The organism is Natronorubrum bangense, assembly GCF_004799645.1.
In the GTDB taxonomy this organism is placed as follows: domain Archaea; phylum Halobacteriota; class Halobacteria; order Halobacteriales; family Natrialbaceae; genus Natronorubrum; species Natronorubrum bangense.
This window is the reverse complement of record NZ_CP031305.1, coordinates 1,510,498-1,522,885: the sequence shown is the minus strand read 5'-3', so window position 1 is coordinate 1,522,885 and position 12,388 is coordinate 1,510,498. Positions and strand designations below refer to the sequence as shown.

At 63.3% G+C, this 12,388-nt stretch carries 13 protein-coding genes; 7 read left to right on the top strand and 6 right to left on the bottom strand.

Annotated features, from left to right (window positions below; all coding sequences use genetic code 11):
• A complete protein-coding gene (locus DV706_RS07540) occupies positions 1-327 on the top strand; it encodes a PQQ-binding-like beta-propeller repeat protein (protein WP_006065224.1) in 327 nt (108 codons plus the stop codon).
• A 282-nt stretch (positions 328-609) separates the two neighbouring features.
• The gene (locus tag DV706_RS07535) at positions 610-1,563 is read left to right on the top strand and encodes a hypothetical protein (RefSeq protein WP_006065225.1); all 954 of its coding nucleotides are present in this window, start codon (positions 610-612) and stop codon (positions 1,561-1,563) included.
• Between the two features lie 32 nt (positions 1,564-1,595).
• Here the strand turns inward: DV706_RS07535 and DV706_RS07530 are convergent, their stop codons facing one another.
• The 5 genes from DV706_RS07530 to DV706_RS07510 form a co-directional block, all read right to left on the bottom strand.
• Entirely contained in the window at positions 1,596-2,078 is a 483-nt protein-coding gene (locus DV706_RS07530) for a GNAT family N-acetyltransferase (RefSeq protein WP_006065226.1), read from the bottom strand.
• An 87-nt stretch (positions 2,079-2,165) separates the two neighbouring features.
• A complete protein-coding gene (locus DV706_RS07525) occupies positions 2,166-2,642 on the bottom strand; it encodes a GNAT family N-acetyltransferase (RefSeq protein WP_006065227.1) in 477 nt (158 codons plus the stop codon).
• 77 nt (positions 2,643-2,719) lie between these two features.
• A complete protein-coding gene (locus tag DV706_RS07520) occupies positions 2,720-3,019 on the bottom strand; it encodes an SUI1 family translation initiation factor (RefSeq protein ID WP_006065228.1) in 300 nt (99 codons plus the stop codon).
• A gap of 51 nt (positions 3,020-3,070) precedes the next feature.
• Entirely contained in the window at positions 3,071-4,855 is a 1,785-nt protein-coding gene (locus tag DV706_RS07515) for an excinuclease ABC subunit C (protein WP_006065229.1), read from the bottom strand.
• 26 nt (positions 4,856-4,881) lie between these two features.
• On the bottom strand, positions 4,882-5,499 hold the full coding sequence (locus tag DV706_RS07510) for a hypothetical protein (protein WP_006065230.1): 618 nt from the start codon (positions 5,497-5,499) through the stop codon (positions 4,882-4,884).
• A gap of 104 nt (positions 5,500-5,603) precedes the next feature.
• On the opposite strand from DV706_RS07510, the gene DV706_RS07505 reads away from it, so the two are divergent.
• From DV706_RS07505 to DV706_RS07485, 5 genes are all read left to right on the top strand, one after another.
• Positions 5,604-5,873, top strand: a complete 270-nt coding sequence (locus tag DV706_RS07505) for a hypothetical protein (RefSeq protein ID WP_006065231.1) — start codon at positions 5,604-5,606, stop codon at positions 5,871-5,873.
• 80 nt (positions 5,874-5,953) lie between these two features.
• Complete coding sequence (locus DV706_RS07500; protein WP_006065232.1) at positions 5,954-6,886, top strand: ABC transporter ATP-binding protein; 933 nt, start codon at positions 5,954-5,956, stop codon at positions 6,884-6,886.
• Positions 6,883-7,857: an ABC transporter permease gene (locus DV706_RS07495; protein ID WP_006065233.1), complete on the top strand. Its 975-nt coding sequence runs from the start codon at positions 6,883-6,885 to the stop codon at positions 7,855-7,857. Before DV706_RS07500 ends, DV706_RS07495 begins: the two co-directional genes overlap by 4 nt.
• Before the next feature lie 158 nt (positions 7,858-8,015).
• Positions 8,016-8,978, top strand: coding sequence for an ArsA family ATPase (locus tag DV706_RS07490; protein WP_006065234.1), 963 nt, complete (start codon positions 8,016-8,018; stop codon positions 8,976-8,978).
• A gap of 118 nt (positions 8,979-9,096) precedes the next feature.
• A complete protein-coding gene (locus tag DV706_RS07485; RefSeq protein ID WP_006065235.1) occupies positions 9,097-10,269 on the top strand; it encodes an MFS transporter in 1,173 nt (390 codons plus the stop codon).
• 33 nt (positions 10,270-10,302) lie between these two features.
• Here DV706_RS07485 and ligA read toward each other — a convergent pair whose 3' ends face one another.
• A complete protein-coding gene (gene ligA, locus DV706_RS07480) occupies positions 10,303-12,387 on the bottom strand; it encodes an NAD-dependent DNA ligase LigA (RefSeq protein WP_006065236.1) in 2,085 nt (694 codons plus the stop codon).
• Position 12,388 lies beyond the last annotated feature (1 nt).

Below are 12,388 nucleotides of genomic sequence, written 5' to 3'. Positions count from 1 at the left end.
ATGGCACGTATTGAAATCATGGATTCGACGGTGGTGATCGATGACCAGCAGATAGCGTTACCTGAGTCTGTCGAAGAAACCGTCCGACTGGATTCGACACTCGTCGTGTTGCTCGATACTATCGGGAACAAAAATCTCCCAAACAATGTTTGGGCGATCGACGAAAATGAGGGTATCACATGGAAGATCGAAACTGTACGCTCCGATGATCCCTTCACTGGTCTCTGGGTCGACGATGGGGAGTTATGGGTGTACAATTGGAACGGGTACGGCTATAAAATCGACGAGCAAACCGGTACAATAGTAGATAAAAAGTATATGAAGTGAAAAGAGGCTATGCCTGTTCGCCCTGAGCAGGTACGCCTGCTACGGTGCCTTCCTTTTCGTTGAAGAGTCAAGCGATCATCGGTCAGGCCGCGAGGAAGTACAGCAATTGAGAACGGGCCCGGAATCGATCGATACGACCGGTGACGGCGCTCCGGACGCCGACGCGGATAATCCGGCGGCACCCTCGAGTTCGAGACGGGGACGCTCTCGACGTTTGCAGACCTCTTCGAGGGGACTGCCGTAACCGTCCAAGTTGACGACCGCCACGAGATCATCGAGGAGGTGGGGACGACCGAAGCGGAAGCGATCGAGGTCGGCGGAATCTTCCATCAGGTATCCCAGGAGTTACGTGCCGCCGGATACACCGCCGCGGAAGTCGAGGCTGGACTTGGCGTACTCGAGGGAATGACGACCGGTGCGGGTGAGACGCTCGGCGGCGTCCTGGCGATCTACGACGATCCGCACGTGATCGTCGAAGCGGCGAAGGCAGTTCCCGAGGCCGTCGAGAACTTCGACGAGATTATCGAGGCGTTGCCCGCGGCGATCGAAGACCAACAGCAGTTCAACAACCCCCACGATCCCGGTGACCAGTACTACGACGACTTCCGGTACGGCTGGTACCAGGGCTACTTCTTCTGGTTCGTCGTCGAGCTGGCGGTTCCGGCCGGGGAAGCCGGGAAGGCGCTCAAGAGCACCGACTCGCCCGCAGAATCACCGGTGGCGCTGTCACTGAATTTCGTTCTCTCGAGTACGAAACTGGTACGTCGAATCCGGACACGGTATTTTGCGACTCGAGCCACTACTTCTTGTTGTGTGATGTCAATGAGCACACAAGAGACCGCAGACGAGGAAAGCGAGACGACACCAGCGCGACGGGCGTTACTCGGCGCAGTCGGGGCGGCAACGGGACTGACGGCACTAACGGGGACGGGCACGGCACAGGGCGATGGAACGGTCCAGACACGGGGGTGTAGCGACGCCGAACTAACCCCGGACGACTGGTCGACCGGCGCGATCACGGTCCAAGACTGTTCGGGCACCGGGGGGCAGATCGATGTCAGCGTCACCGGCAGCGTTTCCGAACAACGATACGTCTCGTCGACGGCTCCCCTGCCCTCGAGTGGGACACTGACCGTGCCAGCGGGCGGCCGGGAAACCCTGTGGTTTACCGGCCGACTCTCACGGCTGTCGTGTTCGAACGACGCGCTCAACGTCGGCGTCGTCAACCGTGGCTGAGGGTCGACAGCGATTCGTCGCAGTCCGTTTTTTTACAGTTCGAGCGTGTAGACGACCTCTCGGCGCTCCTCGTCGCCGATTTCGACGGTGCCCTCGCCAGTCTGTTCGAACCCCTGTTCTTCGTAGAATCGCTGGCCACCTTCGTTCGACGCGAGGTCGATCGCACGCATTCGCGCCATATTGAAGTCCTGTAGGTCCTCACGAAGCCGTTCGTGCAGCGCCGTACCGATCCCCTCACCCTGGTGGTCGGGATGGACCGAGAGCCGGAGCACGTCGCCTTCGTTCTGGGTGACGACGCCGTGGGTGAAGCCGACGACGTCACCGTCTTTCTCCGCAACCAGGAACGCGGTGCCCGGCTCCGAGAGCGCCAACTCGAGGGCCTCGTCGCCGTACCACTCGTCGACGGTCGTATCGATCGTCTCGGCCTCGAGTTCGTCGTAGGTATCATGCCAGGTCTCGCGGGCGACGGTTCGGATCGCCTCGCGGTCGTCGAGCGTGGCTGGTCGGATCTCCATACTGCCCGCTCCACCGTCGAGTGATAAAGTGGTATCACCTCACAGTGTTATACTGTCGACCCTCGGTAGACGCGACCGGGTCAAACCCTATATTTCGAGCGTGTAGACTGCCTCATCGTAGTTCTCGCCCTCGATTTCGACCTCGCCGGTGTCGGTCTGTTCGAAGCCCAGTCCCTCATAGAAGTTGCGGCTGGCGTCGTTGAACGCGAAGTCGAACGACCGAATCCGGTCGGCGTCGTAGGCCTCGAGTTGCTCGATCAGGCGTTCGTGGAGGTCGCTACCGACTCCCTCGCCCTGACAGTCCGGATCGACGTACATCCGGAGGATGTCGGCCGTCTCACCCTGCGCGACCGCATGTGTAAAGCCGACAATTTCGTCGTCGATTTCGACGACGAGGACGACCGTGCCGGGTGCCTCGAGCGGCATCGAGTCGCCGGTGTACCAGTTGTCGACCGTACGGTCGATCATGTCGGCCTCGAGTTCGTCGTACGTATCGTGCCACGTTTTGCGGGCGACGGCTTTGATCGCCTCGAAATCCTCGGCGTCCGCCGGTCGAATATTCATATTAATGATTTGGAATAGCGGACATAAAGTGACTTCGGCTGTGGCATCGACTGCCAACGGCTCGTCTCGTGCGGGGATTACACCTGAACGTCGAAGCCGCTGTCACGGAGTAAGTCGGGGACGCGATCGCGGTGGTCGCCCTGCAGTTCGATCCGGTTGTCGTCGATCGTCCCGCCCGTTCCGAGCGCCTGCTTCAGTGCCGACGCCGTCGATTTGAGCTCCGACTTAGAAAGGTCGAATCCCTCAACGATCGTCACCGGCTTGTCGTACCGACGCCGCTCCATCCGGATCGACAGGCGCTGTTCGGCTGTCTCGAGGTCGCCCTGACTGTCGAGTTCGTCGAGCAGATCCTCGAGTTCGTCGTCTTCGTTTGACATGAAATGACGTACGACGCCAACGAGAATAGTACTGTCCCTGCGGTGTGACGGCTACAGTCGCGACTTGATCGTCTCGGCTGTCCGCTCACCGACACCCGTGACGCTCTGTAAGTCCTCGAGGCTCGCCTCCCGGACGTTTTCGACGCTCCCGAACCGGCCCAACAGCCGCTTTCTCGTTTCGGGGCCAACACCAGGGACGTCGTCCAAAACCGTCGTCACCTCGTCGCGGATCGTCTGGTGGTACTGCACCGCAAAGCGGTGGGCCTCGTCACGCACCCGTTGGAGCAGATGCAGGTGCGGTGCATCACTCGGCCATGAAAACTGGCGGTTGGGCGTAATGACTCGCTCTTCGGCTTTCGCCAGCGCGATTGCGGGCACGTCCCAGCCCACCTCGGCCAGCGCCTCGCGAGCGGCCGCGAGTTGGCCCTCGCCGCCGTCGATCACCAGCAGGTCGGGGTCAGGGCGATCGTCTCGCCCCTCGACAGCACGGCGGGCACGCCACCCGAGCAACGCGCGCATATTGTCGTAGTCGTCGTTCTGATCGGTCAACTTCTTCCGCCGGTAGTCGCTTTTCTCGGCGCTGCCCTCGACGAAGGTGACGTCGCTACCGACCGCCGCGGTGCCCTGGGCGTGGCTCACGTCGAATCCCTCGATCCGACGGGCCGACTCGAGTTCGAGGGCGTCGGCGAGCAGCCCACACTCGTCGCGGCCGCCGACGTTCCGCCGAGCGTTCTTGAGCGCTAACTCGACGAGTTTGGCCTCCCGTCCCGCGCCGGGCACCCGAACTGAGATTCCTTCGGCCTCGAGCCATGCTTCGACCTCATCGTCCCCGTGGCGTTCGGGTAACAGGAGTGCGTCGGGGAGGTCGCGTTCGGCGTAGTACTGGACGATAAAGGCTGCGAGAACGGCTGAAACGCCGCCGTCAGCATCATATCCCGTCCGAGCCGTGTCGGCGCTCGGTGCCTCGAGTGTGTGTCGGTCCCGGTTGACCAGTTTTCCGCGTTCGGCACGCAGCCGCGCGACGGTCGCGTCTTCGCCCTCGATGGCAACGCCGAGGACGTCGACGCTGCGCTCGTCGCCGACCGACTGGACCGCTTCGCCACCCGCGCCGTGGAACGCCTCGACGGTCTCGAGTCGGTCCCGACAGTTCGCCGCGCGCTCGAACTGCTGGTTCTGGGCGGCAGCTTCCATCTCCCGACGCAGTGGGTCCGCGAGGATTCCGGTCTCGCCCTCGAGGAAGCGCTTGACGGCAGTCACGTCTTCGGCGTAGCTCTCGAGGTCGATCTCTCGGGTACACGGGGCGGTACAGAGGCCCATCTCGTAGTCCAGACAGGGCCGATCACGGCCCGCGTACTTGTGGTCCGAACAGCCGCGGATGCCGTAGGTTTCCCGCAGTGCCTTCACTACAGTCTCGACCTGGCCTTTGTTCGTATACGGGCCGAAGACGGTCGCGGCTCCGTCCGAGTCGCGTTGTGCCTCACTATCCGGATCGCGAGTGATCTCGATCTGCGGGGCCTCGTGGGCCGTCAGCTGGACCATCGGATACGACTTGTCGTCTTTGAGCCGGACGTTGTACCGGGGCTGGTGGCGCTTGATCAGGTTCGCCTCGAGCAACAGCGCCTGCGTCTCGGTGTCGGTGACGGCAATCTCGATCCCATCGGCACGCTTGACCATGCGACGGATCCGCGCGCTGCGTGGGTCAGCATAGGAGCGAACCCGATTCCGAAGATCGACGGCTTTTCCGACATAGAGGGTCGTCTCCTCGGCCCGGAACTGGTAGACCCCCGGCTCACGTGGCAACGACCCGGCTCGCTCGCGAACCCTGTCGGCGTTCATCGGCGGCCCTAGGGCCGCGAGGACTTTCAGCCTGACTCCTCGACAGCGGCCGCGGTGTCGGTGGCGTCGGACGCCGATTCGGGCCCGATCACGTCCTCGAGTGTTTCCGGCCGTCCGGCCTCGAGGTCGGCGTCGGTAACCGGGACCTGGATGTCGTCGTCACCGCTGATTCGGAGCACGAGCTGGCGTGAGCGCGACCTGACATAGCGGATGAAGATCACAGCGGCGACGAGCACCAGGGCGACACCACCGGCGAGGAGGGAGAGATCGAACACGGTCAGCAGCGTTTCGACGACCTCGAGGGCGCTCGCAGCGATTCCCGAGAGACCGCCACCATCGAGGGCAACGCCACCGACGGCGGCGGCCAGGTTGGTCGTCGTCGCCACCAGCAGGAGACCGGTTCCGAACAACAGAACGATCGTCATCCAGAGCAACTGTCCCGGCGCGCTCTCGACGTCGACGGAGACGCGTGTGACGTTTGGCCGGTCGGCGTGGCGGTACTTCGACCCGTCGCCACCGTGTCGAAACACCAGAACTCGGTGGTTCGTGACAACGACCGTCGCGGCCTCGAGGGCGACGCGTTGCTGTTCCCGTTCGCCATCAAACAACAGTTCGTCGACGTTCTCGGTCCAAGAACCCCCCATCGTACTCGGTCGTTGTGACCAACCGGCAAGTAACTCGCGGCGGCCATCACTACCTGCGAACGCGAGACGGTACATTCTCGGTCGTCAATCCACAAGGGCCAGCCATGAGTGACTCGACGGTGCAGTGCTGGCTCGTCGAACGCGAGTTCGGCGACCGGGACTTCGTGACGATCGTCTATGCGACGCCCGACGGCTCGCGCTACCAGCAACGACAGCGCTCGTCGACGGCGCTGCGCACCGGTCCAAAGGTCACGGCAGCCACGGAAATTCCCGAGGACGACCTCGAGCCAGTAGTCGACGAAGACATCCGAGAGCGCTACGCGACCGAGGTCGAACGGACCGCCGAACGATACGATCCGGACGACCCAATATAGGATTTGTTCATCCAATCCTGTTGGTATATTATCATGGCGAAGTAACAACTCTTATCGGTGAACGCCATGACCACACAGCTATGCCAGCTATCAGTGTTGATACGCTGACCAAATCCTATGGTCAGACGCTCGCGCTCTCAGACCTCTCTTTCGAGGTCGAGGAGGGCGAAGTGTTCGGCTTCCTTGGTCCCAACGGCGCCGGCAAGTCAACGACGATCAACGTGATCCTCGATTTCATCCGGCCCACTGCTGGACAGGTAACGGTGCTTGGGCTTGATGCCCAGGCCCACAGCCGCGAGATCCGCTCGCGAACCGGTGTCCTCCCCGAAGGCGTCGAAACGTACGACCGACTGACGGCCCGCCAACATCTCGAGTTCGCCATCGACTCGAAAGGAGCCGACGACGACCCCGAGGAACTGCTCGAGCGCGTCGGCCTCCGCGACGCCATCGACAAAAAGGCCGGCGGCTACTCGAAAGGGATGTCCCAGCGGCTCATGCTCGCAATGGCGCTCGTCGGCGAGCCCGAACTGCTGATTCTGGACGAGCCCTCCACCGGCCTCGACCCCAACGGCGCTCGCGAGATGCGCGAGATCGTCCGCGAGGAAAGCGCCCGCGGCGCAACGGTGTTTTTCTCGAGTCACATCATGGAACAGGTCGAAGCGGTCTGTGATCGGGTCGGCATTCTGCGCGACGGCGAGATGGTCGCCATCGACACCGTCGCCGGACTGCGCGACTCCGTCGACGGCGGGACGAGCCTCCGAGTCACGGTCGACCGGATCGACGACGACGCGCTCCAGGCAGTGCGATCGCTTCCCGACGTCGGCGGCGCCACCGTCGAGGGACAGAACCCGCCAACGCTCGTCGTGCAGGTCGACGGCTCGAAAACGACTGTCCTCTCGACGCTCGAGGATCGAGGCATCGAGGTCCAGGATTTCTCGACGCGTGAGGCCACCCTCGAGGACGTCTTCCAGTCATACACGACGGATACCGGGACGGGGGTGGAAGCGCGATGAGCACCGACACTGCGACCGGAAGCTCGGAAACGACCTCGCCCTCGAGTTCGATCAACCTCGAGAGCGTCCGTGCGATCGCAAGAAAAGACTTCCAGGATGCGGTCCGTTCGTGGATGTTCTGGGGACTGAGTCTCTTCTTTTTCGTGTTGCTGGTCGCGGTCACGGGGACAATCTCGTACTTCGGTGAGGATATCGCAGCGGAGGGTGCGACGACGGAAGCACTCGTCCTCTTTGTCAGCCAGATCACACGGCTCGTAATTCCGCTGATTGCGCTGATTTTGGGCTGGAAAGCGATCGCCGGCGAGCGTGAGACGGGCAGCATCAAAATCCTGCTCTCGTTGCCCCACTCCCGCAAGGACGTCCTGCTCGGAAAGCTGCTCGGCCGGTCGGCCGTGCTCTCGGTTTCGCTAGTCGTCGGCTTCGCGCTTGCCGCTATTATCGTCGCGGCGCTGCTCGGGAGTTTCGATATCGTCGACTACGTGAGCCTGCTCGTAATGGCGATCATCTACGGCCTTGCCTACACGAGCATCGCCGTCGCACTGTCGTCGATCACGCGGTCGACGACGATCGCCGGCGCGGCGATGTTCGGCGTCTTCATCCTGTTTTACATCGTCTGGAACGCGCTTCAGACCGTCTTCCAGGTCCTGATGAACCGCGGCACGATCGACGGTGTGAGCTACACACAGGAGGTCGCCGGACCGGATGGAACGGCACAGCAGATGACGATGGACCGACTCCCCGACTGGGCGTTGTTCATCGATATGATCGATCCAGGAAACGCGTTCCAGAACGCGATCACAGTCCTCAGTTCGACCGGCGGCAGCGAACTTGGCACGTCCTATCCGGACGCCTGGTTCGCTAACGGCGTGCCGTTTTACCTCGAGAACTGGTTCTCCTTCGTGATCTTGCTGCTCTGGATCGTCGTCCCGATGGCCATCGCGCTCTACCGGTTCGACCGCGTCGACCTCTGATCGAGGTTCGTCGCGCTTTCACTGCGATTCCGTTATCCGTTTCGTTTTATCGTGAGTCCGTGTTTCTCGCCATCACCCACCGCAGTGTCCATCAATACTGACGACACTCCGTGAGAACGGGCCGGTCGTTTAGGTGTCAGCCGGTCGTAGCCGGGTCAATGACTGACTGCATCTTTTACGGCGGCAAAGGCGGCGTCGGGAAAACGACCTGTGCGGCGGCCACCGGCGTTCGGCTCGCCGACGCTGGCCAGAAGACGCTCGTCGTTTCGACGGATCCCGCTCATTCGCTATCGGATTCGCTCGAGGTCGACCTTGGAAGCGAGCCACAACGACTCGAGGGCGGCGGGGAGAGCGAGTCGGGCGGGCTGTGGGCCGTCGAGGTTGATCCCGAGACACAGCAAGAACGGTACGAAAAGCTGGCCCAGGCGTTAGCCAAAGATCTCCGCAGCGCCGGCATCAGACTCGGAGACGAGGAAGTCGAGCGAATATTCGCCTCGGGTGCGCCGGCCGGCAGCGACGAACTCGCGGCGTTGGATCTACTCGTCGAGTACGTCGATAGTGAGGTGTGGGACATCGTCGTCTTCGACACCGCCCCGACGGGGCACACGCTCCGGCTGTTCGACATGCCGGAGGCAATCGGGCCGGCACTCGAGACGCTCCAGTCACTTCGTGGGCAGGCCCAGCGGATCGGCACCGCGGCCAAGTCGGCAGTGTTCGGGCCGATGTCGATGATGACCGGGCGCAGCGACGACGAAGAGGAAAGCCTCGAGGCGTTTCAGGCTCGCCTCGAGCGCGCCCGGGAACTGCTCGTCGATCCCGAGCGCACCGAGTTTCGCGTCGTGCTCATCCCCGAGAAGATGGCCATCGCCGAATCCGAACGCCTCGTCGAGACGCTTCGTCAAAACGGCGTTCGCGTCGACCAACTCGTCGTCAACCAGGTGCTCGAGGACCCGGACGACGACTGTTCGCGCTGCCAGTCCCGATACGAGCGCCACGAGAAACGGCTCACGGAGATCCACAACACGTTTCCCGACCTCGAGGTCGTCACACTCCCCGAACGCGAGGGCGAAGTGCAGGGACTCGAGGCAGTGGGGGCGATCGCCGCCGAACTCCCGGCGTAGGGGGTCGGCGATCGCTCGCAGCGTCGGTCACGTGTGTTCGTCTCACGCTTTCTTTCCGCAAATCGCGTAGGCTAAGTATCCACCCCCACTTCCACCGGAAGTGGTGAGACTGCCGTCAATGCGCTGGCGATATCGGGACACCGTCCTCGCGCTGTGTACGCTTGCGTTCTTCGTCACGATGGTGGGACGGCTGGCGATCAGCCCCGTGCTTCCCGAGATCGTCGAGACGTTTTCCGTCTCGAACGCAGTCGTCGGGCTCTCACTGTCTGGAATGTGGCTTGCATACGGTCTTGCCCAGTATCCAAGCGGCGTTCTCGCGGATCGGTACGGCGAGCGGCTGGTCATCCTCGTCGCCGTCGGCGGATCGGCACTGGCCGCATTGGCCGTGTCGATCGCGCCCGTATTCGGGTTGTTTTTCCTCTCGACGATCCTGCTCGGTGCGGTCGCAGGACTTCATTACAGCGTCGCGACGACGTTGCTCGCCCGAACCTACGACAACGTCGGCACCGCGGTCGGCGTCCACAACTCTGGGGCGACAGTCGCCGGTCTCCTCACGCCCGTCGTCGTCGCGTGGATCGCGGTTCGATTCGGGTGGCGACTCGCAGTCGCCGTCATCGCGTTAGTCGGGATTCCGTCTGCAGTGCTGTTCGCCTGGAAAGTCCGTCCGACCGAGCCTCGCCGTCCGGAGACGCCGCTTCGAGAGCGCTTCCAGCTCGGGCCGATCAGTGAGCTGCTCAGCCGGCCACCGATCGCGTTCACGCTCGTCATCGCCATCGTCGGCGAGTTCGCCTGGCAGGGAACCGCCTCGTTCCTGCCGACGTTTCTCATCGAACACCGCGGCCTCTCGACAACGCTTGCGGGCGTGTTCTTCTCCGTGTACTTCGTCGTCCAGGGCGTTGCCCAGATCGGCGTCGGGGCCGTCTCCGATCGAATCGGCCGGGACCGCGCACTCGCCGGCTGTATGCTCGCCGGCGTCGTCGGGTTCGGACTCCTCGTCACGGCAGCCGGGCTCCCGTCGATTATCATTGGCGTCACACTCGTCGGAATCGCCATGAGCTTCGGCTCGGCACTCATGCCCAGGTTCTTACGCGAACTCTCGGCTGAAGAGCAAAACGCCGGCTTCGGCCTCGTTCGCACCGTCTACATGATCGTCGCCTCGCTTGGCTCCGTGGTCGTCGGACTGCTCGCGGATCTGTTCGGCTGGACTGTTGCCTTCGGCTTTCTCGCGGCGTCGCTGGCCGCCATCGTGCTCGCCCTCGCGATCAACTCGGCGTTCAAACTTGGGTACTGACCTCGAGGACCGGGCCAGCTGACTCAGCCGATCTTACTCGAGGTCGATGCCCTGCTCCTCGAGCAACTCGCGAAATTCGTCCTCGTCGATGATCGGCACGTCGTTCGCCGCCGCGTCGTCGCGTTTCGTCTGGCCAGGGTTCTCGCCGACGACGAGATAATCGGTGTTTCCCGAGACGCTGCCCGTTGCGTTCGCCCCGTGGGCTTCGACGATGTCCTGGGCCTCGCCTCGAGTGATGCCCTCGAGCGAGCCCGTAAAGACGACGGTGAGTCCCTCGAGGGCGTCGCCGCCATGCTCGGGGTCGGATTCCTGCGGGGAGACGTGCTCGAGCAGGTCGTCGACGGCCGCAGCGTTGGCCTCGCTCGCGAAGAAGTCGTGGATCTGCCCCGCGACGGTCTCGCCGACGTCGTCGACGCCCTCGAGTCGTTCGGGGTCGGTTTTGGCGGCCTCGCGAACCGCCTCGAAAGAGCCGAACTCACGGGCGAGTTCGCGGGCCGTCGTCGGGCCGACGTGAGGGATCCCCAGCGCGGAGAGGAAGTCGGCGAGTGGGGGCTCGCGGCTGGCCTCAATCTCCGATAAGAGGTTCTCGGCGCTGGTCTCACCCCAGCCCTCGAGTTCCGTGAGCTCGTCGCGCTCGAGTTTGTATAGGTCCGCGACGGACTCGAGCAAGCTCGCATCCACGAGCTGGCGGACGCTCTTCTCGCCGAGTCCCTCGAGGTCGAGGCCGTCGTCGCTCGCGTAGTACTCGATCGAGCGCCGAAGCTGGGCGTCACACGCCAGCCCACCCGTACAGAACGCCATCGGTCCGTCGCGTTCGATGGCGCTGTCACAGACGGGACAGTGCTTGGGGAGTTCGTAGTGGCCCTCGCTGTCTTTCTCGACGACCTCCTCGACGTAGGGGATGACATCGCCGGCCCGCTGGACACGAACCGTGTCGCCGACGTTGACGTTCTTTTCGGCGATCTCCTCGGGATTGTGGAGGCTGGCCCGCGAGACCGTCACACCGCCGACGTCGACCGGCTCGAGCAAGGCGACGGGCGTCACTCGCCCCGTCCGCCCGATCTGGACCGCCACGTCGGCGATCGGTGTGATCTCTGCTCGAGCAGGAAACTTGTACGCGTACGCGTAACGGTCGTGGCGAGCGGTCCGACCCAGCTCCTCGCGGGCCTCGCGGTCGTCGACCTTGATCACGGTGCCGTCGATCTCGTAGTTCAGGTCGTCACGGACCTCGAGCATGCGATCACGGTAGTCGATTGCGCCCTCGATCGAGTCGACCACTTCGACGCGGTCGTTCACTCGCAGGCCGAACTCGGGAAAGCGCTCGAGTTCCTCGCGATGGCTCGCTTCGAGCTCGCTCGCCTCGAGCACGTCGAAGAAGAAGACCTCGAGCGGGCGGTCGGCGACGATACTCGGATCGAGTTGGCGGATCGTCCCAGCAGTCGCGTTTCGGGGGTTCGCAAACGGCTCCTCGCCGCGTTCGATGCGCTCGCGGTTGTGGGCCTGAAAGGCGTCTTTCGGCATGTAGACCTCGCCCCGGACGGCGAGGAAGTCGGGACGGTCGCCGTGGAGTCGCTGGGGTACCGAGCCGATGGTGCGGGCGTTGGCCGTTACGTCGTCGCCCTCGCGACCGTCGCCGCGGGTGACGGCACGCTCGAGGCGACCGTCTTCGTAAATGAACGCCATCGAGACGCCGTCGAACTTGGGCTCGCAAACGTAGTCGACCGCCCCGACCTCGCGGCGAACGCGGTCGTCAAACTCCCGGACGTCATCGGCCCCGCCGCTCGCGTCGATCGAGAGCATCGGCGCGACGTGTTCGACCGTGTCGAACGACTCGAGCGGCTCGCCGCCGACGCTTCTGGTAGGGCTATCTGGATGGGAGAGGTCAAAGGCGTCCTCGAGGTCCTGCAGCCGCGTAAAGAGCGCGTCGTAGGTTCGATCGGCGATTATCGGATCGTTCTCGACGTAGTATCGGCGGTCGTGTTCGCGGATGGCCGCGCGGAGGTGTTCGACCTGTTCACGGGCCGCTTCCTCAGAGAGTTCCTCGAGTGGCTCGAACTCGGTCGGCGGGTTCCGGAGATACGGGTTGTCTTCGTCTACGGTCGCGTCGCCAGCGGGCATT

Excerpts from the sequence above, each read along its gene's own strand:
- DV706_RS07540 (WP_006065224.1), top strand. The coding sequence starts at position 1 with ATGGCACGTATTGAAATCATGGATTCGACGGTGGTGATCGATGACCAG.
- DV706_RS07530 (WP_006065226.1), bottom strand. The coding sequence starts at position 2,078 with ATGGAGATCCGACCAGCCACGCTCGACGACCGCGAGGCGATCCGAACC.
- DV706_RS07525 (WP_006065227.1), bottom strand. The coding sequence starts at position 2,642 with ATGAATATTCGACCGGCGGACGCCGAGGATTTCGAGGCGATCAAAGCC.
- DV706_RS07520 (WP_006065228.1), bottom strand. The coding sequence starts at position 3,019 with ATGTCAAACGAAGACGACGAACTCGAGGATCTGCTCGACGAACTCGAC.
- DV706_RS07515 (WP_006065229.1), bottom strand. The coding sequence starts at position 4,855 with ATGAACGCCGACAGGGTTCGCGAGCGAGCCGGGTCGTTGCCACGTGAG.
- DV706_RS07510 (WP_006065230.1), bottom strand. The coding sequence starts at position 5,499 with ATGGGGGGTTCTTGGACCGAGAACGTCGACGAACTGTTGTTTGATGGC.
- DV706_RS07505 (WP_006065231.1), top strand. The coding sequence starts at position 5,604 with ATGAGTGACTCGACGGTGCAGTGCTGGCTCGTCGAACGCGAGTTCGGC.
- DV706_RS07500 (WP_006065232.1), top strand. The coding sequence starts at position 5,954 with ATGCCAGCTATCAGTGTTGATACGCTGACCAAATCCTATGGTCAGACG.
- DV706_RS07495 (WP_006065233.1), top strand. The coding sequence starts at position 6,883 with ATGAGCACCGACACTGCGACCGGAAGCTCGGAAACGACCTCGCCCTCG.
- DV706_RS07490 (WP_006065234.1), top strand. The coding sequence starts at position 8,016 with ATGACTGACTGCATCTTTTACGGCGGCAAAGGCGGCGTCGGGAAAACG.
- DV706_RS07485 (WP_006065235.1), top strand. The coding sequence starts at position 9,097 with ATGCGCTGGCGATATCGGGACACCGTCCTCGCGCTGTGTACGCTTGCG.
- ligA (WP_006065236.1), bottom strand. The coding sequence starts at position 12,387 with ATGCCCGCTGGCGACGCGACCGTAGACGAAGACAACCCGTATCTCCGG.